At 74.2% G+C, this 19,959-nt stretch carries 19 protein-coding genes; 14 read left to right on the top strand and 5 right to left on the bottom strand.

The genetic code is table 11. The features are described from left to right. Positions 1-135: 135 nt before the first annotated feature. Both AB0I29_RS01000 and AB0I29_RS00995 read left to right on the top strand, forming a co-directional pair. Positions 136-915 carry an SDR family oxidoreductase gene (locus tag AB0I29_RS01000; RefSeq protein ID WP_357476926.1) on the top strand — a complete coding sequence of 260 codons (780 nt, stop codon included), beginning with the start codon at positions 136-138 and terminating at the stop codon, positions 913-915. Positions 916-1,115: 200 nt separating this feature from the next. Then, positions 1,116-1,943, top strand: a complete 828-nt coding sequence (locus AB0I29_RS00995; protein WP_357476923.1) for a DUF554 domain-containing protein — start codon at positions 1,116-1,118, stop codon at positions 1,941-1,943. A gap of 49 nt (positions 1,944-1,992) precedes the next feature. Here the strand turns inward: AB0I29_RS00995 and AB0I29_RS00990 are convergent, their stop codons facing one another. Beyond that, positions 1,993-2,934, bottom strand: a complete 942-nt coding sequence (locus tag AB0I29_RS00990; RefSeq protein ID WP_285103521.1) for a LacI family DNA-binding transcriptional regulator — start codon at positions 2,932-2,934, stop codon at positions 1,993-1,995. Positions 2,935-3,094: 160 nt separating this feature from the next. Between AB0I29_RS00990 and AB0I29_RS00985 the strand changes: the two genes are divergently transcribed. The 5 genes from AB0I29_RS00985 to AB0I29_RS00965 are packed head-to-tail and all read left to right on the top strand — an operon-like array spanning position 3,095 to position 7,989. Beyond that, the gene (locus AB0I29_RS00985) at positions 3,095-3,916 is read left to right on the top strand and encodes an ABC transporter permease (protein WP_357476919.1); all 822 of its coding nucleotides are present in this window, start codon (positions 3,095-3,097) and stop codon (positions 3,914-3,916) included. After that, positions 3,913-4,749 carry an ABC transporter permease subunit gene (locus tag AB0I29_RS00980; protein WP_357476916.1) on the top strand — a complete coding sequence of 279 codons (837 nt, stop codon included), beginning with the start codon at positions 3,913-3,915 and terminating at the stop codon, positions 4,747-4,749. The genes AB0I29_RS00985 and AB0I29_RS00980 overlap by 4 nt, the downstream gene beginning before the upstream one ends. Beyond that, complete coding sequence (locus AB0I29_RS00975) at positions 4,746-5,813, top strand: ABC transporter ATP-binding protein (protein ID WP_357476913.1); 1,068 nt, start codon at positions 4,746-4,748, stop codon at positions 5,811-5,813. Before AB0I29_RS00980 ends, AB0I29_RS00975 begins: the two co-directional genes overlap by 4 nt. Then, a complete protein-coding gene (locus AB0I29_RS00970; protein ID WP_357476910.1) occupies positions 5,810-6,883 on the top strand; it encodes an extracellular solute-binding protein in 1,074 nt (357 codons plus the stop codon). Before AB0I29_RS00975 ends, AB0I29_RS00970 begins: the two co-directional genes overlap by 4 nt. Positions 6,884-6,930: 47 nt before the next feature. Then, the gene (locus tag AB0I29_RS00965) at positions 6,931-7,989 is read left to right on the top strand and encodes a hypothetical protein (RefSeq protein WP_285103527.1); all 1,059 of its coding nucleotides are present in this window, start codon (positions 6,931-6,933) and stop codon (positions 7,987-7,989) included. 13 nt (positions 7,990-8,002) lie between these two features. Here AB0I29_RS00965 and AB0I29_RS00960 read toward each other — a convergent pair whose 3' ends face one another. After that, positions 8,003-8,686 carry an SDR family NAD(P)-dependent oxidoreductase gene (locus AB0I29_RS00960; RefSeq protein ID WP_285103528.1) on the bottom strand — a complete coding sequence of 228 codons (684 nt, stop codon included), beginning with the start codon at positions 8,684-8,686 and terminating at the stop codon, positions 8,003-8,005. A 48-nt stretch (positions 8,687-8,734) separates the two neighbouring features. On the opposite strand from AB0I29_RS00960, the gene AB0I29_RS00955 reads away from it, so the two are divergent. Genes AB0I29_RS00955 through AB0I29_RS00945 form a run of 3 tightly spaced genes read left to right on the top strand, consistent with a single transcriptional unit; the run spans position 8,735 to position 11,937 of the window. Then, positions 8,735-9,670 (top strand): helix-turn-helix transcriptional regulator, encoded by a 936-nt coding sequence (locus AB0I29_RS00955; RefSeq protein WP_357476907.1) that lies wholly within the window; start codon positions 8,735-8,737, stop codon positions 9,668-9,670. Between the two features lie 9 nt (positions 9,671-9,679). Beyond that, complete coding sequence (locus tag AB0I29_RS00950; RefSeq protein ID WP_357476904.1) at positions 9,680-10,780, top strand: GNAT family N-acetyltransferase; 1,101 nt, start codon at positions 9,680-9,682, stop codon at positions 10,778-10,780. Positions 10,781-10,806: 26 nt separating this feature from the next. Beyond that, on the top strand, positions 10,807-11,937 hold the full coding sequence (locus AB0I29_RS00945; RefSeq protein WP_357476901.1) for a GNAT family N-acetyltransferase: 1,131 nt from the start codon (positions 10,807-10,809) through the stop codon (positions 11,935-11,937). A 22-nt stretch (positions 11,938-11,959) separates the two neighbouring features. On the opposite strand, the gene AB0I29_RS00940 is transcribed toward AB0I29_RS00945, so the two are convergent. Beyond that, a complete protein-coding gene (locus tag AB0I29_RS00940; protein ID WP_285103535.1) occupies positions 11,960-12,775 on the bottom strand; it encodes a TrmH family RNA methyltransferase in 816 nt (271 codons plus the stop codon). A 42-nt stretch (positions 12,776-12,817) separates the two neighbouring features. Then, positions 12,818-13,588 carry an enoyl-CoA hydratase-related protein gene (locus tag AB0I29_RS00935; RefSeq protein ID WP_357476898.1) on the bottom strand — a complete coding sequence of 257 codons (771 nt, stop codon included), beginning with the start codon at positions 13,586-13,588 and terminating at the stop codon, positions 12,818-12,820. Between the two features lie 60 nt (positions 13,589-13,648). Here AB0I29_RS00935 and AB0I29_RS00930 point away from each other — a divergent pair, with 60 nt between their 5' ends. Continuing rightward, positions 13,649-14,827, top strand: coding sequence for an acyl-CoA dehydrogenase family protein (locus tag AB0I29_RS00930; protein ID WP_285103539.1), 1,179 nt, complete (start codon positions 13,649-13,651; stop codon positions 14,825-14,827). Here AB0I29_RS00930 and AB0I29_RS00925 read toward each other — a convergent pair. Continuing rightward, positions 14,793-15,398, bottom strand: a complete 606-nt coding sequence (locus AB0I29_RS00925; protein ID WP_357476895.1) for a TetR/AcrR family transcriptional regulator — start codon at positions 15,396-15,398, stop codon at positions 14,793-14,795. The genes AB0I29_RS00930 and AB0I29_RS00925 overlap by 35 nt on opposite strands. 72 nt (positions 15,399-15,470) lie before the next feature. On the opposite strand from AB0I29_RS00925, the gene AB0I29_RS00920 reads away from it, so the two are divergent. Genes AB0I29_RS00920 through AB0I29_RS00910 form a run of 3 tightly spaced genes read left to right on the top strand, consistent with a single transcriptional unit; the run spans position 15,471 to position 19,943 of the window. Then, positions 15,471-17,030, top strand: a complete 1,560-nt coding sequence (locus AB0I29_RS00920; protein WP_357476892.1) for a carboxyl transferase domain-containing protein — start codon at positions 15,471-15,473, stop codon at positions 17,028-17,030. After that, on the top strand, positions 17,030-18,994 hold the full coding sequence (locus AB0I29_RS00915; protein WP_357476889.1) for a biotin carboxylase N-terminal domain-containing protein: 1,965 nt from the start codon (positions 17,030-17,032) through the stop codon (positions 18,992-18,994). Before AB0I29_RS00920 ends, AB0I29_RS00915 begins: the two co-directional genes overlap by 1 nt. Next, complete coding sequence (locus tag AB0I29_RS00910; protein WP_357476886.1) at positions 18,987-19,943, top strand: hydroxymethylglutaryl-CoA lyase; 957 nt, start codon at positions 18,987-18,989, stop codon at positions 19,941-19,943. Before AB0I29_RS00915 ends, AB0I29_RS00910 begins: the two co-directional genes overlap by 8 nt. Positions 19,944-19,959 lie beyond the last annotated feature (16 nt).

Genomic DNA, 19,959 nt, shown 5'->3' with positions numbered 1-19,959 from the left:
CAGGGCGGCGGAACGCTCGGCGAGCGTGGGCAGGGCGGCGGGCAGCGCGGTCACCCGGGCAGCGTAAGCCTTGGCCGGACGACGACGCCGTGCGTGCCCGGCAGGCGGTCTCTCACCGCGAGTATCGTCCCCGCCATGACGACGCACGACTACCTGGACTCCTTGTTCTCCCTGGAGGGCCGCACCGCCGTGGTGACCGGCGGCAGCTCCGGCATCGGACGGGCCATCGCCGAGGCGCTCGCGCAGGCCGGGGCGCGCACCGTGCTCCTGGCGCGCGGCGCCGACCGGCTCGACGAGGTCGCCGCCGGCCTGCGCGAACGGGGCTGCGCCGTGGAGACCGTCGTCGCCGACCTCTCCAGCCGCGACGGCATCCGCGCCGCCGCCGACGGGATCGTCGCGGCCACCGGGGAGCCCGACATCCTCGTCAACAGCGCGGGCATCAACCTGCGCCCCCACCTCGGCCAGGTCGACCAGGAGACCTGGGAGGTCACGATGACGGTCAACCTGGAGGCGCCGTTCATGCTCGGGCAGCGGTTCGCGCCCGGCATGGCAGCCCGCGGCTTCGGCCGCCTCATCCACATCTCCTCGCAGCAGGCCCACCGGTCGTTCGTCGACAGCGGTGTCTACGGCGTCTCCAAGGGCGCCCTCGAGTCGCTCGCCCGCTCCCAGTCCGAGGCCTGGTCCGCGCGCGGCGTCACCGCCAACACCCTCGTGCCCGGGTTCGTCCTCACGCCCCTGAACCAGCACCTGCAGGACGACGCCGAGAAGGTCACGGCCCTCGCCGCTCGCACCACCGTCGGCCGCAACGGCGTGCCCGAGGACTTCGCGGGCGCCGCCGTCTTCCTCGCCAGCGCCGCCTCGGGCTACGTCACGGGCCACTCGCTGTTCGTGGACGGCGGCTTCTCGGTGCACTGAGCGCGCGGCGCGGTCGTGCAGTCGCGGTGTCGGTCGTGCCGTCGCGGCGGGTGGGGGGCAAGGCCTACTCGGCCGGAGGGGTAACGGAGAGGTAGCACTGCTACGTGCTCGTTACCCTTCCCGCTGCGAAGGCTCTCTCCCTGGGCGGTGTGCGGCTGCCGCGGCGCCGTCGACGCCGCGCGCCGCAGTAGGCTCGCTCGGTGAACGTCGACTTCCCGGGCCTGGGCACTCTCGTCAACGTCGGGACGTTCGTCGTCGGGTCGCTCCTCGGCATGGCGGTGGGGCACCGGCTTCCCCAGCGCACCCACGCGGTGGTGACCGACATCCTCGGCCTCGTGACCCTGCTGGTCGCCGCGCTGTCGGCGGTCGCGGTCACCGACGCCGCGTTCGTCGCTGCCACGGGCTCGGGCGCGCCCGTGCTGATCGTGCTCGGCTCCCTGCTGATCGGCGGCATCGCCGGCTCGCTGCTGCGGATCGAGGACCGCCTGGAGGGACTGGCCGGCACCATCCAGGGCTGGCTGGCCCGGCGCACCGACGCCCGGCGCTCGAGCGGCCGGCGCGCCTCGCACCGTCCCGTGCTGATCGACGCGACCGAGACCGGCCAGGACCACGCGGCGCGCGAGCGCTTCATCGAGGGCTGGCTCACCGCGTCGCTGCTGTTCTGCGTCGGGCCGCTCGCGATCCTGGGGTCGCTGTCCGACGGGCTGGGCCGCGGCATCGACCAGCTCCTGCTCAAGTCGGTGCTCGACGGTTTCGCGGCGCTGGCGTTCGCGTCGTCGTTCGGCGTCGGGGTGCTGCTCTCCGCGGTGTCGGTCGGTGTGGTCCAGGGTCTCGTCACGCTGGCGGGGGTGCTGCTCGGGTCCGTGCTGCCCGACGCGCACATCGCCGCGCTCACGGCCACGGGCGGTCTCATGCTGGTGGGTATCGGGCTGCGGCTGCTGCACCTCAAGCAGATCCCGGTCGGCGACCTGCTGCCGGCCCTCGTGGTGGCGCCGCTGCTCACCCAGCTCGTGATCGTGCTGCGCTGAGCGCGCGCCCGGGCCCGGGTACCGGGCGCCGGGCGCCGGGCACCCGGCGTCAGCCCCGCACGGGCACCGGCAGCCGCACCTGACGTCCCGGCTCGTCCTGTCCGTCGAGCTGCCGCGCCAGCAGGTCCATCGCGGTGCGGCCCAGCTCCTCGCCGTCCACGTCGATGGCGGGCGTGTGCTCCAGGCCGAGCGCCTCGATGACCGTGGGCTCCGTGCTCACCACCAGGTCGCGCGGCACCTCGACGCCGCGCGTGCCCAGCGCCAGCAGCAGCCCCAGCCCGATGGACGTCGCGTACGGCACGACGGCGGTGGCGCCGGTCTCCAGCACCGACGGCGTCACCTCGACGCCCGCGACGAACGTGGCCGGGCGCGGGCCGAGCACGGTGAGCTCGGCGCCGGCCCGCTGCGCGGCGTCCCGCACGGCGGCGGTGCGCTGCCGGTCCTGCCAGGACCCCTCGGGGCCGCCCACGTAGACGATGCGCGGATGTCCCTCGGCGGCCAGCCGGGTGGTCAGGGCGCCGAAGGCCGTGGCGGTGTCGGCCACGACCGACGTCATCCCGTCGATCTCGCGGTCCACCAGGACGGCGGGCTTGGTCGCGCCGACCCCGGCCACGAGCGTGTCGGTGCCGCGCGGCGCGACGACGAGGAACCCGTCGACCTGCCGGGACAGCCGCTCGACGGCGTCCGCGGAGTCCAGGGCGTGCACCGCCACCGTGAGCTGGAGGCCCGCCTCCTCGGCGCGCGCCTGGGCGCCGGCGATGATCGGGGTGAAGAAGGTGTTGTCCAGGGTGGGGACGACGATGGCGATGATGCCGGTACGCCCACGGGCGAGCTCGCGGGCCGCGCGGTTGGGCACGTAGCCGAGCCGGGCGGCCGCGGCCACCACGCGCACCGCGGTCTCGGGGGCCACCAGGCCGCTCCCGTTCAGCGCGCGCGACGCGGTCGCCTTGGAGACGCCGGCCACCGCGGCGACGTCGGACAGATCAGGCACCGTACCTCCTTGGTCGTTGCGCACACTCTAGACGGCCGATGCAACCGTTTCCGCCCACTCTGCCCGTGCGCGTAACAGGAAGTTAACGCGGGATTGCAGGAGCTCGGCCACACATGCCTTAGGGTCCGATGGAACCGGTTCCATCAACGAAAGACGGCTCGTGCGAGCACGTTCCACACTTCTGCTGCTCCTGCCGGGGCTGGCGTTCCTGCTCGTCGGCTTCCTGCTGCCGGCGGTCGCGATGCTCTTCGCCCCGCCCGGCGTGACGTTCGCCCAGGTGATCGAGCGCATGGGCGTGATGCTCACCGACCCCTACGACCTCGGGATCATCTGGCGCACCGTGCGCATCGGCCTGATCGTCACCGCCCTGTGCGTGGCGCTCGGGTTCCCGATCGCCTCGCTGCTGGCCCGGTCGCAGTCCCGGTGGGCGGGCGTGCTGCTCGCGCTGGCGATCTTCCCGCTGCTGCTGAGCAACGTGGTGCGCACCTTCGGCTGGCTCGTGGTGCTCGGATCGAACGGCGTCATCGGCCAGCTCCTGACGGGCCTGGGCATCGTGGAGAAGGCGCCCCAGCTCCTGTACACCGAGCTGGCGATCGTGCTGGGCCTGGTCCAGCTCTTCCTGCCGCTGGCCGTCATCACCTGCTACTCCGCCGTCGCGCAGGTCGACCCCGGCCTCGACGAGGCGGCCCGGGGCCTGGGCGCCAGCCGCACCCGGTCCTTCTGGACCATCCTGGTGCCGCTCTCGCTGCCCGGCATCGTGGTCGCGGCCACGCTCGTGTTCGCCGGCTCCGTGACCGCGTACACCACCCCGTACCTGCTCGGCGGGTCCAGCCAGCGCATGCTCTCGACCCAGCTCTTCTCCTACGCGAGCGTCACGGTCGACTGGGCGGCGGCGTCGGCCACGGCGATCGTGATGACGGTGCTGGTCTTCCTGGTCTCCGGGATCTCGGCCCTGGTGGGCCGGAAGGGAGCCACCTCATGACCGGCCAGACCCTGGACCAGGGAGCGGGCCGCTCCCTGCGGTTGCGCCACCCCGTGGCCGGCACGCTCGCCGTGGCGGGCTACGTGATCATGATCGTGCCCATCCTGTTCGTCGTGGCCACGGCGTTCACCGCCGGCAGCACGCTGCGCTTCCCACCCGAGGGACTCTCGCTGAAGTGGTTCGGCGAGGCGGTGGCGTACTCGCCGTTCACGGAGGCCGTGGTCTCCAGCCTGGAGCTCGCGGTGCTCGCCACCGCGCTGGCCCTGGTGCTGGGCGTGCCGGTGACGCTCGCGATCCACCGCGGCCGGATCCCGGGCAAGGGACTGCTGGAGGGCCTGTTCCTGTCGCCGCTCGTGGTGCCGGAGCTGGTGGTGGGCCTCGCGCTGTACCAGCAGCTCATGATCGGCCTGCACCTGGACAACTTCACCACCCTGCTGCTGGGCCACACGGCGCTGCTGCTGCCCTACGCCGTGCGCGTCACCGGGGCGTCCCTGGCACTGGCCGACCCGGCCCTGGAGGAGGCGGCGCGCGGCCTGGGCGCCTCGCCGTTGCGCGCGTTCGTCACCGTCACGCTCCCGATGCTGCGCCCGGGCCTCATCTCGGCGGGCCTGCTCGGCTTCGTCACCTCGTTCAACAACGTGCCGCTGTCGCTGCTGCTGCAGACCCGCGACTTCCGGACGCTGCCCGTCACGATGCTCGACTACGTCCAGCAGAGCTACGACCCGATGGTCGCCGCCGCGTCCACCCTCGTGCTGGCCGCGACCGTCGTGGTGGCCGTCGTCGCCGAGCGCACGGTCGGCTTCGCCAAGATCTTCGGAGGAATCAACCGATGACCACCCCCGCCGCCGAGCTCGTCGGCGTCTCCCAGCGGTTCGGCAGCTTCACCGCCGTCGACTCGATCGACCTGCGGATCCCGCGCGGCCGCCTGACCACGCTGCTGGGCCCCAGCGGCTGCGGCAAGACGACGACGCTGCGCATGCTCGCCGGGTACGCCTCGCCGACGTCGGGCCGCATCCTGATCGACGGCCAGGACGCGACCCGCACCCCGCCGGAGAAGCGCGACCTGGGCATGGTCTTCCAGTCCTACGCGCTGTTCCCGCACCTGACGGTCGCCGACAACGTGGCCTACGGCCTGACGATGCGCAAGGTGCCCGCGCCCGAGCGGCGGCGCCGGGCCGGGGAGGCCCTGGAGCTCGTGGGCCTGGGGCACCTGGGCGACCGCAGGCCCAAGCAGCTCTCCGGCGGCCAGCAGCAGCGTGTCGCGCTGGCCCGCGCCATCGCCATCCGCCCGCGCCTGCTGCTGCTCGACGAGCCGCTGTCCAACCTGGACGCGCGGCTGCGCGTGCAGATGCGCGCCGAGATCCGCCGCATCCAGTCGGAGACCGGGCTGACCGTCGTGCTCGTGACGCACGACCAGGACGAGGCCCTGGAGATGTCCGACGAGATGGTGCTCATGCGCGCCGGCAAGGTCGTGCAGACCGGCGCGCCCCGCGACGTCTTTCCCGCGCCGGCCGACCGGTTCGTCGCCGAGTTCCTCGGCTATGAGAACTTCCTGACGCTGGCCGACGGCCGCGAGGCCGCCGTCCGCCCCGAGCACCTGCGGATCGTCCCCGCGGGCGCGCCCCTGGACGGGGCGGCGGACGGCGCCGTCGTGCTCGACGCCGTCGTGGCCGACGTCGCCTACCGCGGCGTCGACCTGCTCGTGACCCTCGACGCCACCGACCCGGCCGGCGCGCCCGTGCGCCTCGTCGCCGACCACAGGGCCGACCACCGGTCCGACCACTCCGACGCCGCGACCGGGCCGACGCCGTCGGCCGGCGACCGCGTCCGCCTGCTCGCGCCCCGGGCGCGCCTGGCCCTCCTGACCGCCGAACCCGCAACCGAAGGACTGTCATGACCCACGCTGTGCCTGCCCGCCGCGCCGCGGCCCTCGCCTCCGGCCTCGCGGCCACCGCCCTGCTGGTCTCCGGCTGCTCCGCCGGGGACGACGCCGCGGCCGAGGACACGATCGTCGTCTCCACGTTCCCGTTCGGCGTGGAGGAGTTCCAGGAGGCGGTCATCGACCCGTTCACCGCCGAGACCGGGATCAAGGTCGAGGTGGAGACCGGCTCGAACGCCGACCGGCTCTCGCAGCTCCAGGTGGCGGGCGACGACTCCGGCATCGACGTCATGCTGATCTCGGACTACTACGCCGCGCTCGGCCAGGAGAGCGACCTGTTCCAGGAGGTCGACGCCGCGAAGGTGCCGTCCCTGGACGAGGTGGCCGACTTCGCGCTCGAGGACGGCTACGCCGGTCCCGCCTACAGCTACCAGCTCAACGGGACCATCTACTCGACCGAGGCGCTGTCGGCGCAGGAGGCCGCGCAGTGGGACCTGTACGGGGACGACCAGCTCGCGGGCCGCCTCGCGCTGCCGGACATCTCGGTCACGGCCGGGCAGCTCATGGTCTCGGGCGTGGGGGAGACCTACGGTGACGGGCCGTACGACATCGACACCGCGCTGGGCACCCTCGGCGGCTGGGCCCCCGGGATCCTGCAGTTCTACTCGTCGTCCACCGAGGTCACGAACCTGCTGACGCAGGGCGAGATCGTCGCCGCCGACTCCCTGAGCGGCTTCGCGACCGACCTGGTCGCCTCGGGTGAGCCCTACGCGTGGACGCCGCCCGCCACCGGACGGTACATGGCCACCAACCGCGCCATGATCCCGGCCGGCGCCCCGAACGTGGACGGCGCGCACCAGTTCATCGACTACCTGCTCTCGGCCGAGGCGCAGACGAAGTCCGCCGAGCTCGTGGGCGACCTGCCGGTCAACCCCTCCGCCACGGTGCCGGACTCCATCGCGGCGGTCGTGGGGGACATCGCGGCCGACCCGGTCGAGGCCGGCTACTCGACGCTCGACCCGGCGGAGCTCGTGCCCACGCGCGGCGAGTGGGTGGACCGGTTCGCCCGTGAGGTGACGGCCGGCTGACCGGGCCCGACACCATGACGCACACGAACCACACGACCCTGGACCGCATGCCCAAGGTCGACCTGCACTGCCACCTCATCGGCACCGTCCGGGCCAGCACGTTCGCCGAGCTGGCCCGGCGGGAGGGCCTCGACCTGCCCGCCGAGCCCGAGCGCGTCTACGCGGACATCAACTCCCTGCCGCCGGACCCCGACCTGTACCGCGACACCCGCATCCCGGTGCCGCAGGGCCGTGGCGCCGACGAGCCGGAGGTCTCGTACTCGCTGTTCCAGGCCTCCCGCTGGGTCACGCAGGTGCTGCGCGACGCCGACGACCTGACCCGGATCACCTACGAGGCCTTCGAGGCGGCGCACCGCACGAGCGCGACGCGCCACCTCGAGGTGTCGTTCGACGCCGTGCCCGAGCACCTGGCCGCCCTCGGCTACCTCGGGTCGGTCGAGGCGTACGCCGAGGGCATCCGGATGGCCGAGCGCGACTTCGGCATGTCGGGCCGGCTGATCGCCGCGATCGACCGGTCCGGCTCCGGCGAGGACGCGCTGGAGCGCGTGCGCACCGTCGTCGACCACCCGCACGAGTACGTCGCGGGGATCGGCCTGGACAACCTGGAGACGGCGGGCCCGCCGGAGCGGTTCGCGGCGGCCTACCGGCTCGCCGGCGAGGCGGGTCTCGGCCGCACGGCGCACTCCTCCGAGCACGCCCCGGTCGCGGTCAACACCATCACCTGCCTGGACGTGCTCGGCTGCGACCGCATCGACCACGGCTACTTCGTCCTGCAGGACGACGACGTCGTGGCGCGCGTGCGCGACGAGCAGGTGCCGTTCACGGTGATCTCCACGACGTCGCGCCGCTCGTGGCGGCCGTGGCGGCGGGCCTCCATCGCCGCGATGCTGGACGCGGGGCTCAACGTGATCCCGGCGTCCGACGACCCGGGCATGTTCCCCACGACCCTGGCCGGCGAGTACCGCATCCTGGCCGACGACCTCGCGGTGCCCGACGACCGGCTGCGCACCATGGCGCTGGCCGGCGTCGAGGCCGCGTGGCTGCCGCCCGCCGAGAAGGCGGCGCTGCGCACCCGGTTCGAGAAGGAGCTCGCGGACCTGGCCTGAGCGCCCGGGGTGTCTAGAACGGCAGCGGCCCGTTCTCGTCCTGGAGGGTCCCGGTCGGCCCGTCCGCGCCGAGGGTCGCCAGTCGCACGACGACGGCGGCGGACTCGGCGGGCGACCGGCCGATGCCGAACGACGCGGTCATGTCGGTGGCGGTGGTGCCGGGCTCCAGGGCGTTGAACCGGATGCCGGGATGCGCCTTGGCGTACTGGACGGTCAGCATGGTGGCCGCCGCCTTGGACGCCGCGTACAGGGCGATCGGCAGGCCGTGCTCCGGCCGCTCGGGGTGGGTCACGGCCCAGAACGAGCCGGCGCTGCTGGAGACGGTCACCACGTTCGGGCTCGCGGACCGGCGCAGCAGGGGGAGCGCCGCCTCGGTGACGCGCACGATCCCCACCGCGTTGGTGTCGAAGGACCGCAGCGCGGTGGGGCCGTCCAGCGTGGTGTCCAGGACGCCCGCGTTGTGCACCAGGACGTCGAGCCGGCCCTCGGCCGCGTCGATCGTCGCCAGCGCGGCGGCGACCGACGCGTCGTCGGTCACGTCCAGCTGGACGAACCTGGCGCCCAGCGTCGCGGCGGCCCGCGCACCCCGCTCGGCGTCGCGGGCGCCGAGCCAGACGTCGTGGCCCCGCTCCAGGAGCTGCCGGGCGGTCTCGTAGCCGATGCCCTTGTTGGCACCGGTGATCAGCGTGACGGTCATCCGTGTTCCTTCCGAAATATGCGGCCCGACCGGGCCGTTGGGAACGCTATGAGCGGTCACACCGGCGAACCAGAGCCCTCCTGGGACAGGGGTGCGGCAGGACCCCCTCTCCGCGAGCAGACCAACCCGCTGGGCGCGTACCTGCGTGCCCGGCGCGAGCTGGTCACGCCCCGGCAGGCGGGCCTCCCGGAGGCGGGCACCCGGCGCGTGCCAGGGCTGCGCCGCGAGGAGGAGGTCGCGATGCTCGCGGGCATCAGCGCCGACTACTACCTGCGCCTGGAGCGCGGGCGCGACCGCAACCCGTCGGTGCAGGTGCTGGAGTCCCTCGCCCGCGTGCTCCACCTCGACGACGACCACTTCGCCCACCTGCTGACGCTCGTCGCCGACGCCCCCGGGCAGCGTGCCCGGCAGCGCGGGCGTGGCGAGGAGACCCTGCCCGACGGCGCGCGCAAGCTCCTGGACTCCCTGGTGCAGCCGGCGTTCGTCGAGGGCCGGTACTTCGACGTCGTGGCCTCGAACGCCCTGGCCCGCGCGGTCGACCCGCGCCTGGACGTGGGCGGCAACCAGCTCCGCGACCTGTTCCTCGACCCGTCCGCCCAGGCGCTCTACCCGGAGTGGGAGAACGTCACCGAGTGCTTCGTGGCCAGCCTGCGGCAGTCGGCGGGCACCGACGTGGACGACCCGCGGTTCGTCGAGCTCGTCGGGCAGCTCTCCGCCAGCGCGAGGTTCCGCGACCTCTGGGCGCGCCACGAGGTGCGCGGGCAGCGCGGCACCCCGCTGCGGATCGACCACCCGCAGGTCGGGGAGCTGACCGTGAACCGGGAACGGCTCGGTATCGGCGGCGCCGAGCACCTGATGCTCGTCGTCTACCACCCCGACAGCGGGTCCGACGACGCCGGCAAGCTGGCCCTCCTCGCGTCCGCGAGCGCGCATCCCGCGTCGGCGACCGCAAATCCCGTGGAAGACGGCGCCCGGGTCGCCTAGCGTGGCGGCATGTCACCCGTGCGCGCCACCATCGCCGACCGCGCCGCCGCGCCGGCCGTCCTGACGCACCCGACCGCGGGCGGCCTCACCTGGCGTCCCTGGACGCGGGCGGACGTGCCCGCGCTGGCAGAGCTCGTGCGCGCCGTCCAGGAGGCCGACGGCCGCGACTGGTTCACGCCGGCCGACGAGGTCGCCGAGAGCCTCGACGCCCCCGCGTACGACCCGGCGGACACGCTCCTCGGCCTCGACGCCGACGGCACGCCGCTCGCGTACGCCTACGCCGAGCAGTTCCCCACCGAGGGCGCCACCGTCCTGCGGGCCTGGCTCCTCGGTGGCGTGCACCCGAGCCGCCGCGGCGAGGGCATCGGCACCGAGCTGTTCGCCTGGGCCGTGGGCCGCGCGCGGCAGGCGCTCGCGGCCCACGACGGCGACCCGCGGCTGGCCGGGCTGCCCGCGCGGATCGCCGTGGACCTCGTGGACACCGACCCGGCCGAGCGGCGCGACCTGCTGCGCGCGGGCGGATTCGAGCCCGTGCGCTACTACGCCAACCTGCTGCGCGACCTGAGCGCGCCCGTGCCGGCCGTCGGCCTCGAACCCCCGCTGCGCCTGGTGCCGTGGACCGACGCCCTGGAGGACGCCGCCCGGCTGGCCCGCAACGACGCGTTCCGGGACCACTGGGGCAGCCAGCCGCGCACGCCCGAGTCCTGGCGGGCGCACCGCAGCTCGTTCGCGCCGCACTGGTCGTTCCTCGTGGTCGACGAGTCCGTGCGCTACCCGGGCTCCGAGCACGAGCAGCCGGGGGACACGACGGTCGCGCCCGGAACCCCGTACGTCGTGGGGCTGCACCGCGCCGGGCGGCACGAGCACGACTGGGCGACGCAGGGCTACACCGCCGGCTACACCGACCTGCTGGGCGTGCGCCGCGCCTACCGCGGCCGCCGCATCGGCGTCGCCCTGCTCACGCACGCCATGCGCGTCTACGCGGGCGACGGCATGCAGCACGCCGAGCTCGACGTCGACACCGACAACCCCACGGGCGCGCCCGCCCTGTACGCCCGGCTGGGCTACGCCAAGAGCGACGGCTCGACCCTGTACGCCATCGAGCTCTGAACCACACCGAACCTGAAGGACGCACCATGACCACCGAGACCGAAGGCCCCGCGCCGGCCGCCCTCGCCCCGATCGCGGAGCGGGCCGCCGCCCCGGCGACCCTGACCCTGCCCACGGCGGGCGGCCTGACCTGGCGCCCCGCCACCCGCGATGACGTGCCCGTGTGGCTCGCCCTGCGCAACCACATCGCCCGCGCCGACGCCGAGCCGTACGTCGAGACCGCCGAGGAGATCGACGAGCTGTTCGACGGCGCCTGGCGCGACATGGCCGCCGACTCCCTGCTCGGGTTCGACGGAGACGGGGCGCTCGTGGCCTGGGCGCTGGTGGACAGCCCGCCCGGTGACGTGACCGAGGTGCGCACCTTCTGCTGGGGCGGCGTGCACCCCGACCGGCGCGGCGAGGGCATCGGCCGGCAGCTCTTCGCCTGGGAGACCGGGCGCGCCCGGCAGAAGCTCGCGGCGTCGGGCAAGGACGTGCCCGCCCGCGTCGCCGTGTTCGCCGAGGACAACTCGCCCGCCACCAAGGTGCGCCTCTACGAGCGGGCCGGCCTCGAGCCGCGCCGGTACTACTCCGACCTGGCGCGGCCCCTGACCGGCCCCGACGTGCCGCCGGTGCCCGACGTCGAGCTGACCGGCTCGCTGCGCCTGGTGCCGTGGTCCGAGGACCTGGCCGAGGCCGCCCGTCTGGCGCACAACGACGCGTTCCGCGACCACTGGGGCAGCCAGCCGCAGACCCGCGAGCAGTGGGCCCAGCGGGCCGGCTTCGCCCCGGAGTGGTCGTTCCTCGTGCTCGACGACGCCCCCGACGTCGACGCCCTGCTCGCCTCGCCCGACACCGACCCCGACACCGCCGCCGCGCTGCGGGCCGGCGAGCCGCTCGTGGTGGGCTACGAGCTCGCGGGCCGGTACACCGAGGACTTCGAGGTGCGCGGCTACACGTTCGGCTACACCGACATCCTCGGCGCGCGCCGCGCCTACCGCGGCCGCAAGGCGGCGCTCGCGGCGCTGGCGGCCGGGATGCGGGCCTTCGCGGCCGAGGGCATGCAGTACGCGGTGCTCGACGTCGACACGGCCAACCCGAGCGGGGCCCACGGCCTGTACGCGAGCCTGGGCTACGTGCGCACGACGGGCTCGCGGATGCTCTCGATCGAGCTCTGACGACCGGCGCCGCGGTCCGGCGTCAGCGGGCGGCCAGCCGCTGGCGCCGGGCCTCGTACAGCACGACCGTGGCCGCGTTCGCGGCGTTGAGCGAGCTCGCCGAGCCCGTCATCGGGATGCCCAGCGTCACGTCGGCGGCGTCGCGCCACGCCTGGGTCAGGCCCGTGGTCTCGTTGCCGACCAGCAGCAGCACCGGCTGGGTGAGGTCGTAGGCGGAGACGTCGGCGTCGCCGTGCTCGTCCGTGGCCACCACGACCACGGGCAGGCCGGCCGCACGGCGCTGCTGGACCCAGTCCATGACCTCCGCCGTGGAGGGGGCCCGCACGACCGGTGTCGCGAAGAAGGACCCCGTGCTCGCCCGCACGGACTTGGGGTCGTAGGCGTCGGCGGCGTGTCCCGTGGTGATCACGCCGTGAGCGCCGAACGCGTCGGCCGACCGCACGATCGCGCCGATGTTGCCCGGCTGGGTGGGCCGGTCGAACACGACCCCGAGGAAGTCCGGGCCGGCCTCGATGCGATCGAGGTCGTCGGGCCGCATCGCCAGCACGGCGAGCAGCTCGGGGTCCTCCTTCTCGGCGAGCTCCGCCAGCAGGTCGGGCGCCATCTTGACGTGCTCGGTGTGCGGGTGGGCCGCGAGCAGGTCCCGGGCCCACTGCGAGAGCCGGCGCTCGGCGTCGTACAGCAGGGCGCGCACCTCCCAGCCGTGCTCGACGGCCATGCTGACGGGCCGCACGCCCTGCACCAGGAACTCGCCGGCGCGGTGCCGCTTGTTGCGGTTCGTCACGAGAGTCTGGAGCTGCTGGAAGCGTGCGTTGCGCTGGGAGATCCGGGTGGCCACGCCCCCATCCAATCAGCCCTCGCCCCCTCAGGCCTCATCCGGTCAGCGGGCCAGCAGCCGCTCCATCGCCGCCCGGGCGCGCTCGGAGCCGAACAGCTCCGCCGAGAGCGCCACGGCGTGGTCCACGTGCGTGTCGAAGCGGGCCAGGGTGTCCGCGTTGAGCAGCTCCTTGGTGGCGGCCAGCCCCTGCGGGTCGCCCGCCGCGAGGCCGGCCAGCACGGCGTCGACCTCCGTGTCGAGGTCGGCGAGCGGGACCGTGCTGGTCACCAGGCCCCAGGCCGCGGCCTCGGCCGCGGTGAACGGCGCCCCGGTGAGGAACGTGTGCGACGCCGCGCGCGGCGTCATCCGCGGCAGCACCGCGAGCGAGATGACGGCGGGCGCGAGCGCGAGGCGGGCCTCGGTGAAGGCGTAGGTGATCTGGTCGGCGCTGACGGCGACGTCGCACGCGGCGACCAGCCCGATCCCGCCGGCCCGCACCGGCCCGTGCACGCGCGCCACGACGGGCTTGGGCAGGGCCAGCAGGTCGCGCAGCACGTCGGCGAGCCGGCGCGCGGAGACGGTCATGCCCTGGGCCAGGGCCTCGGTGAGGTCGGCCCCCGAGCAGAACGCGCTGCCGCTGGCCGCCAGCACGACGGCGCGCACGTCGTCGTGCGCGGCGCGGTCCAGGGCGGCCCGCAGCTCGTCGAGCAGGGCGAGGGACAGGGCGTTGCGCCGCCGGGGCGCGTCGAGCGTGATCCGGGCGTACGGGACGGGCGGCGCGTCGGGTCGGTCGAGCGCTACGACGTCGTAGGCGACCTGACTGGGGGTGGTCATCGAGAAGTCCTCCGGGTGGGGCCTGGCGCTGTGAGGTTAATGGTGGTTAACCTCTGTGACATGCGCAACATGCATACCCCACCAGAGAACCCGGAGCTCACCAAGCTCCGGGACGCGGTACGTGACTACGCCGACCGCGAGATCGCGCCCCACATCGCCCGATGGGACAGGGAGAGTCGCCTGCCCGTCGAGGTGGTGCACCAGATGGGAGAGCTGGGCCTGTTCGGCCTGACCGCCCCGGAGGAGTACGGAGGGTCCGGGCTCGGGCTCACCGGGCTCTGCATCGCCGTCGAGGAGATCGGCCGCGTGGACCAGTCCGTCGGTATCACGCTCGGGGCCGGCGTCGGCCTCGGCGTCGGCACGCTGCTGGGCTACGGCACCGAGGAGCAGAAGAAGACCTGGCTGCCCGACCTGGTCGCCGGACGGCGGCTGGGCGCGTTCGGCCTGACCGAACCCGGCGCGGGCAGCGACGCCAACGCCATGACCACCACCGCGGAGCTGCGCGACGGCCAGTGGGTCGTCAACGGCGCCAAGCAGTTCATCACCAACTCCGGCACGCCCATCACCAGCGTCTGCACCGTCGCGGCGCGCACCGGCACCCGGCCGGACGGCAGCCCGGAGCTCAGCGCCATCATCGTTCCCACCGACACCCCGGGGTACGTCGTCGAACCCCTGCACGACAAGATGAGCTGGCGCTCCTGCGACACCCACGCGCTGCGGTTCGAGGACGTGCGCGTGCCCGAGGCCAACCTCCTGGGGGAGCGCGGCAACGGGTTCAAGCAGCTCATGATCTGCCTGAACACGGGGCGGGTGGCCGTCGCGGCGCTCGCGACCGGCTGCATCCAGGCCATGCTGGAGCTCGCGGTGGAGCACGCCGGCGTGCGCCCCACGTTCGGCGGGCCGATCGGCCGCAAGCAGGGCGTCGCGTTCCAGATCGCCGACGTCGAGGTCATGCTCCAGGCGAGCCGTGCGCTCACCTACCGGGCCGCCGCGCTGAAGGACTCGGGGGCGCCGCTCGACGAGTTCCGGCGGGCCTCCTCGGTCGCCAAGCTCTACGCCACGGAGTCCGCCGTGACGGCCACGCGCATCGCGGCGCAGGTCTTCGGCGGCTACGGCGTCATGGAGGACGGGCCGATCGCCCGCTTCTACCGGGACGCGAAGGTGCTGGAGATCGGCGAGGGGACGTCCGAGCTGCAGCGCATGCTCATCGCGCGAGGGCTGGGCCTGCCGGTGGAGTGAGCAGGGCGGCGCGTGCCATGCGGGTCAGGAGGGCCCGCATGGCCGCGCGTCCGATGCGCGCGCTGTGCGGCGTCGAGTTGAGCAGGCCGAAGGCGGCCTGCACGGCGGCCCGGGCCTCGGTGCCGCCGAGGTCGGGGCGCAGGGGGCGCAGCGCGTCGGTCCAGACGTCGATGTACGCGAGCTGGTGCTCCCGCACCTGCGCGCGGGCGTCGGCGCCCAGCGCGCCCCACTCCCGTTCCTGGATCACGATGAGGGCGGGGTTGTCGAGCGCGAAGTCGGCGTGCCGGGCGATCAGGGCGGCGAGGGCGCCGTCGGGTCCGCTCGGTTCGTGCGGTCCGGCGGCGGGCACGCCGTCGTCGGACAGCAGCTCCCGCGCCCCTGCCAGGAGCTGGTCGGAGGCGTGCAGGAGGCACTGGCCGAGGATGTCCTCCTTGCCCGCGAAGTGCTTGTAGAGGGCGGGGCCGGACACACCGACGGCCGCGCCGATGTCTCCCATGGAGACGCCGTGGAAGCCACGGGCGGCGAACAGGTCGGCCGCCGTGCTCAGGATCTGCTGCCTGCGCGGGGTCACCGGAGCAGTCTAGGAGCGACCTGCCGGAACGAGGGGTTAACGATCATTAACCAGCGGGCTATGCTGCGGCACATGACCACCGACGTCGGCGTTGGACCGGATCTGCGCACCCTGACCGCGCAGCTGCGCGAGCGGCTGGTGCGCGTGCGCCAGGGCGGCTCGCCCGAGGCGCGCGCCCGCCACACCGGGCGCGGCAAGCTGCTCGCCCGCGACCGGGTGGACCGGCTGCTCGACCCGGGAGCGGCGTTCCTGGAGATCGGAGCCCTGGCGGCCTACGACATGTACGGGGGCGAGTGGGCGGTGCCCAGCGCGGGCATCGTCACCGGGATCGGGCGCATCGCGGGGCGGCAGTGCGTCGTCGTCGCCAACGACGCGACCGTCAAGGGCGGCACGTACTACCCGGTCACGGTCAAGAAGCACCTGCGCGCGCAGCAGGTCGCGGCCGAGAACCACCTGCCGTGCGTCTACCTCGTGGACTCCGGCGGCGCCTACCTGCCCATGCAGGACGAGGTGTTCCCCGACCGGGAGCACTTCGGGCGCATCTTCTACAACCAGGCCAACCTGTCCGCCCGGGGCATCCCGCAGGTCGCCGCCGTCATGGGGTCCTGCACCGCGGGCGGCGCGTACGTGCCGGCGATGAGCGACGAGGCCGTCATCGTGCGGGACCAGGGCACGATCTTTCTCGGCGGCCCGCCCCTGGTGCAGGCCGCCACGGGCGAGGTGGTGACGGCCGAGGAGCTGGGCGGCGGCGTGGTGCACACCACCACCTCCGGCGTCGCGGACCACCTGGCCGACGACGACGCCCACGCCCTGCGCATCGTGCGCGAGATCATCGCCACCACCCCGGCCGCCGCCCCGGTGCTGGACCGCGTGCCGCCCGAGGAGCCCGAGCTGGACCCCGACGGGCTCTACGACGTGCCCGCCGACCCGCGCACCCCGTACGACGTGCACGACGTGATCCGGCGGATCGTCGACGGCTCCCAGCTCGCCGAGTTCAAGGCCCGCTACGGCGAGACGCTCGTGTGCGGGTTCGCGCGGATCGACGGCTACCAGGTCGGGATCGTGGCCAACAACGGCATCCTGTTCTCGGAGTCGGCGCTCAAGGGCGCGCACTTCGTGCAGCTCTGCGACCAGCGGCGGATCCCGCTGGTGTTCCTGCAGAACATCGCCGGGTTCATGGTCGGCAAGGAGTACGAGCACCGGGGCATCGCCAAGGACGGCGCCAAGCTCGTCACGGCCGTGGCCTGCACCTCCGTGCCCCGGTTCACCGTCGTGCTCGGCGGCTCGTTCGGCGCCGGCAACTACGGCATGAGCGGCCGCGCCTACGACCCCCGGTTCCTGTGGATGTGGCCCGGCGCCCGCATCTCCGTGATGGGCGGCGAGCAGGCGGCCTCCGTCCTGGCCACCGTCCGCAAGGACCTCGCCGACGCCCCCACGGAAGACGTCGAGGCGTTCAAGGCCCCGATCCGCGCCCAGTACGAGACCCAGGGCAACCCCTACTACGCCACGGCGCGCCTGTGGGACGACGGCGTGATCGACCCCGCCGACACCCGCCGCGTCCTGGCCCTCGGCCTGGCCGCCACGGCCGGCGCCCCGATCCCCGAACCCTCCTACGGCATCTTCCGGATGTGATGACGATGCACACCCTGCTCATCGCCAACCGCGGCGAGATCGCGCTGCGGATCATCCGCACCGCCCGCCGGCTCGGGCTGCGCACCGTCGCCGTCCACTCCGACGCCGACACCGGCGCCCCGCACACCCGTGCCGCCGACGTCGCCGTCCGCATCGGCCCCACCCCGGCCGCCGAGTCCTACCTGTCGATCCCCGCGCTGCTCGCCGCCGCGAAGGAGACCGGCGCCGACGCCGTCCACCCCGGCTACGGGTTCCTGTCCGAGCAGGCCGAGTTCGCCCGCGCCGTCCTCGGCGCCGGGCTCACCTGGGTGGGACCGCCGCCCGCGGCGATGGACGCCATGGCCCGCAAGGACACCGCGCGCGAGATCGCCCGGAAGGCGGGCGTGCCGGTCCTGGGGTCGCTCGGGAACGTCAGCGGCGGCGGATGGTTCGCCATGCAGGGGAGCCGCACCTACCCGCTCCTGGTCAAGGCCGCCGCCGGCGGCGGGGGCAAGGGCATGCGCGTCGTGCGCGGCGAGGACGAGCTCGCCGCCGCCATCGCAGCCGCCGGCCGCGAGGCCGCCGCGGCGTTCGGCGACGACACGCTGCTGCTGGAGCGGTACGTCGAGCACGGGCGGCACGTCGAGGTGCAGATCCTCGCCGACGAGCACGGGAACGTGCTCCACCTGCACGAACGCGACTGCTCCGCCCAGCGCCGCCACCAGAAGGTGCTGGAAGAAGCCCCCGCACCCGACCTCGACCCGGCCGTGCGCGACGCGCTGCACCTGTGGGCCGTGAACCTGGCCCGCGAGGTCGGTTACACCGGCGCCGGCACCGCGGAATTCCTGGTCGACACCCGCCAGGGCATCGAAGGCGCCTGGTTCCTCGAGATGAACACCCGGCTCCAGGTCGAGCACCCCATCACCGAGGAGGTCGTGCGCGTCCGCGGCGAACGGATCGACCTCGTCGAGCAGCAGCTCCGCGTCGCCGCCGGCGAACCGCTCGGCTTCACGCAGGACGACGTCACCGTCACCGGGCACGCCATCGAGGCCCGGATCTACGCCGAGGACGCGTTCGGCGGGTTCCTGCCGCAGGCCGGCACCGCCACCCGCGTGCGCTGGCCCGTCTCGACCGGCCCGACCACCGTACGCGTCGAGGCCGGGCTGGAGGACGGCACCGTCGTCCCCGCCGCCTACGACCCCATGGTCGGCAAGATCATCGCGCGCGGCCCCGACCGCGAGGCCGCCCGGCACGCCCTCGTCGACGCCCTCGACGACACGGCGATCGGCGGCCTGGTCACCAACACCGGGTTCGTGCGGGCGCTCGCGGACTCCGGCGCGTTCCGCGACGGCGAGGTGCACACCGCCTGGCTGGACACCCACCCGCTGCCCGCGCCGGACCCGGGACCCGCGCTCGTGGCGGCCGCCTGGGCGGTGGCCTCCGCCGCGGCGCAGGGCGGCGGCGACGGCTGGCGGCTCGGCGGCCCGCCCGCGGACACGTGGGTCGAGCTCGACGACGCGGTGCTCCGCGTGAGCGTCGCCCGGGGCGAGGTGCGGCGCGGCGGCGAGCCGCCGACGTCGTGCCGGGCCGTGGGTGGTGCCGTGGAGGGTGCCGGGGACGGCGCGACGCTGCTGGAGCTGGACGGCGTGACCGCCCGGTTCGTGGTGGACGTGCGGCCGCGGTCCGTGGAGGTGAGCACGCGCGGGCACACCTTCCGGTTCGCCCGGCCGGGCGGCTCCCGCGCGGCAGAGACCGACCTGTCCGACGGCGTCGTGGTGGCCGCGATGCCCGGCGCCCTGGCCCGGGTCGAGGTGCGCGACGGTGAGGTGGTGACCGCCGGGCAGGCGCTCGGCGTGCTGGAGGCGATGAAGATGGAGGTGGCGCTCGTGGCGCCGTCCGACGGTGTGGTGCGGGTCCGCGCCGCTGCCGGGGAGCAGGTCGCGGCGCGGCAGGTGCTGTTCGTCATGGAGGTGGCCGATGCCTGATCAGGCGCCCCGGGATTACCGCCGTCCGCAGGTGGTGCGCGACCCGGCCCTGCCGGACCGCGTGACCGTCTACGAGGTGGGCCCGCGCGACGGGCTGCAGAACGAGAAGGCGGTGGTCCCCACCGCGGTGAAGATCGACCTGGTCGAGCGGCTGCTCGACGCCGGCCTGCCGTACGTGGAGGCCACGAGCCTGGTGCACCCGCGCTGGGTGCCGCAGCTCGCCGACGCCGCCGAGGTGCTGGGCGCGCTGGTGGACCGGCTCGGCGACCGCGCCCGCGACCTGCCGGTGCTCGTGCCGAACGAGCGCGGCCTGGAGCGCGCCTACGACCTGGGGCTGCGGCACATCGCGGTCTTCGCCAGCGCCACCGACTCGTTCGCGCGCCGGAACCTGAACCGGTCCCTGGACGAGCAGTACGCGATGTTCGAGCCGGTCATGACGCGGGCGCGCGCCGCGGGGATGCGGGTGCGGGCGTACGTCTCGATGTGCTTCGGCGACCCGTGGGAGGGCGACGTGCCGCTGGAGCAGGTGGTCACCGCGGCCCGGCGCCTGATGGACCTGGGCGCGGAGCAGCTCTCCCTGGGCGACACGATCGGCGTCGGGACGCCGGGGCACGTCGTCGCGCTGCTGGACGCGCTGAACGCCGCCGGCCTGCCCGACGACGTGCTGGCCCTGCACGCCCACGACACCTACGGGCAGGCGCTGGGCAATGTCGCGGCCGCGCTGCGGCACGGGGTGACGACGTTCGACACGTCGGCAGGGGGCCTGGGCGGGTGCCCGTACGCGGAGTCGGCCACGGGCAACCTCGCCACGGAGGACCTGCTGTGGATGCTGGACGGGCTGGGGATCACCACGGGGGTGTCCCTGCCACGGGTGGTGGAGACCAGCGGGTGGCTGGAGCCGCACCTGGACCACGAGCTGACGAGCCGGACGTACCGGGCGTTGCGGTGACCGTGCCGTCGGGTCC

The sequence above is a fragment of the Promicromonospora sp. NPDC050262 genome (genome assembly GCF_040655935.1).
GTDB lineage: Bacteria > Actinomycetota > Actinomycetes > Actinomycetales > Cellulomonadaceae > Promicromonospora.
Note: the sequence above shows the minus strand (reverse complement) of the source record. Positions and strands in the feature narration are given on the sequence as shown.

What these genes read in the sequence shown, in the direction of transcription:
- AB0I29_RS01000 (WP_357476926.1), top strand. Translation starts at nt 136, where the DNA reads ATGACGACGCACGACTACCTGGACTCCTTGTTCTCCCTGGAGGGCCGC.
- AB0I29_RS00980 (WP_357476916.1), top strand. Translation starts at nt 3,913, where the DNA reads ATGACCGGCCAGACCCTGGACCAGGGAGCGGGCCGCTCCCTGCGGTTG.
- AB0I29_RS00975 (WP_357476913.1), top strand. Translation starts at nt 4,746, where the DNA reads ATGACCACCCCCGCCGCCGAGCTCGTCGGCGTCTCCCAGCGGTTCGGC.
- AB0I29_RS00970 (WP_357476910.1), top strand. Translation starts at nt 5,810, where the DNA reads ATGACCCACGCTGTGCCTGCCCGCCGCGCCGCGGCCCTCGCCTCCGGC.
- AB0I29_RS00965 (WP_285103527.1), top strand. Translation starts at nt 6,931, where the DNA reads ATGCCCAAGGTCGACCTGCACTGCCACCTCATCGGCACCGTCCGGGCC.
- AB0I29_RS00960 (WP_285103528.1), bottom strand. Translation starts at nt 8,686, where the DNA reads ATGACCGTCACGCTGATCACCGGTGCCAACAAGGGCATCGGCTACGAG.
- AB0I29_RS00955 (WP_357476907.1), top strand. Translation starts at nt 8,735, where the DNA reads ATGAGCGGTCACACCGGCGAACCAGAGCCCTCCTGGGACAGGGGTGCG.
- AB0I29_RS00950 (WP_357476904.1), top strand. Translation starts at nt 9,680, where the DNA reads ATGTCACCCGTGCGCGCCACCATCGCCGACCGCGCCGCCGCGCCGGCC.
- AB0I29_RS00945 (WP_357476901.1), top strand. Translation starts at nt 10,807, where the DNA reads ATGACCACCGAGACCGAAGGCCCCGCGCCGGCCGCCCTCGCCCCGATC.
- AB0I29_RS00935 (WP_357476898.1), bottom strand. Translation starts at nt 13,588, where the DNA reads ATGACCACCCCCAGTCAGGTCGCCTACGACGTCGTAGCGCTCGACCGA.
- AB0I29_RS00930 (WP_285103539.1), top strand. Translation starts at nt 13,649, where the DNA reads ATGCGCAACATGCATACCCCACCAGAGAACCCGGAGCTCACCAAGCTC.
- AB0I29_RS00920 (WP_357476892.1), top strand. Translation starts at nt 15,471, where the DNA reads ATGACCACCGACGTCGGCGTTGGACCGGATCTGCGCACCCTGACCGCG.
- AB0I29_RS00915 (WP_357476889.1), top strand. Translation starts at nt 17,030, where the DNA reads ATGACGATGCACACCCTGCTCATCGCCAACCGCGGCGAGATCGCGCTG.
- AB0I29_RS00910 (WP_357476886.1), top strand. Translation starts at nt 18,987, where the DNA reads ATGCCTGATCAGGCGCCCCGGGATTACCGCCGTCCGCAGGTGGTGCGC.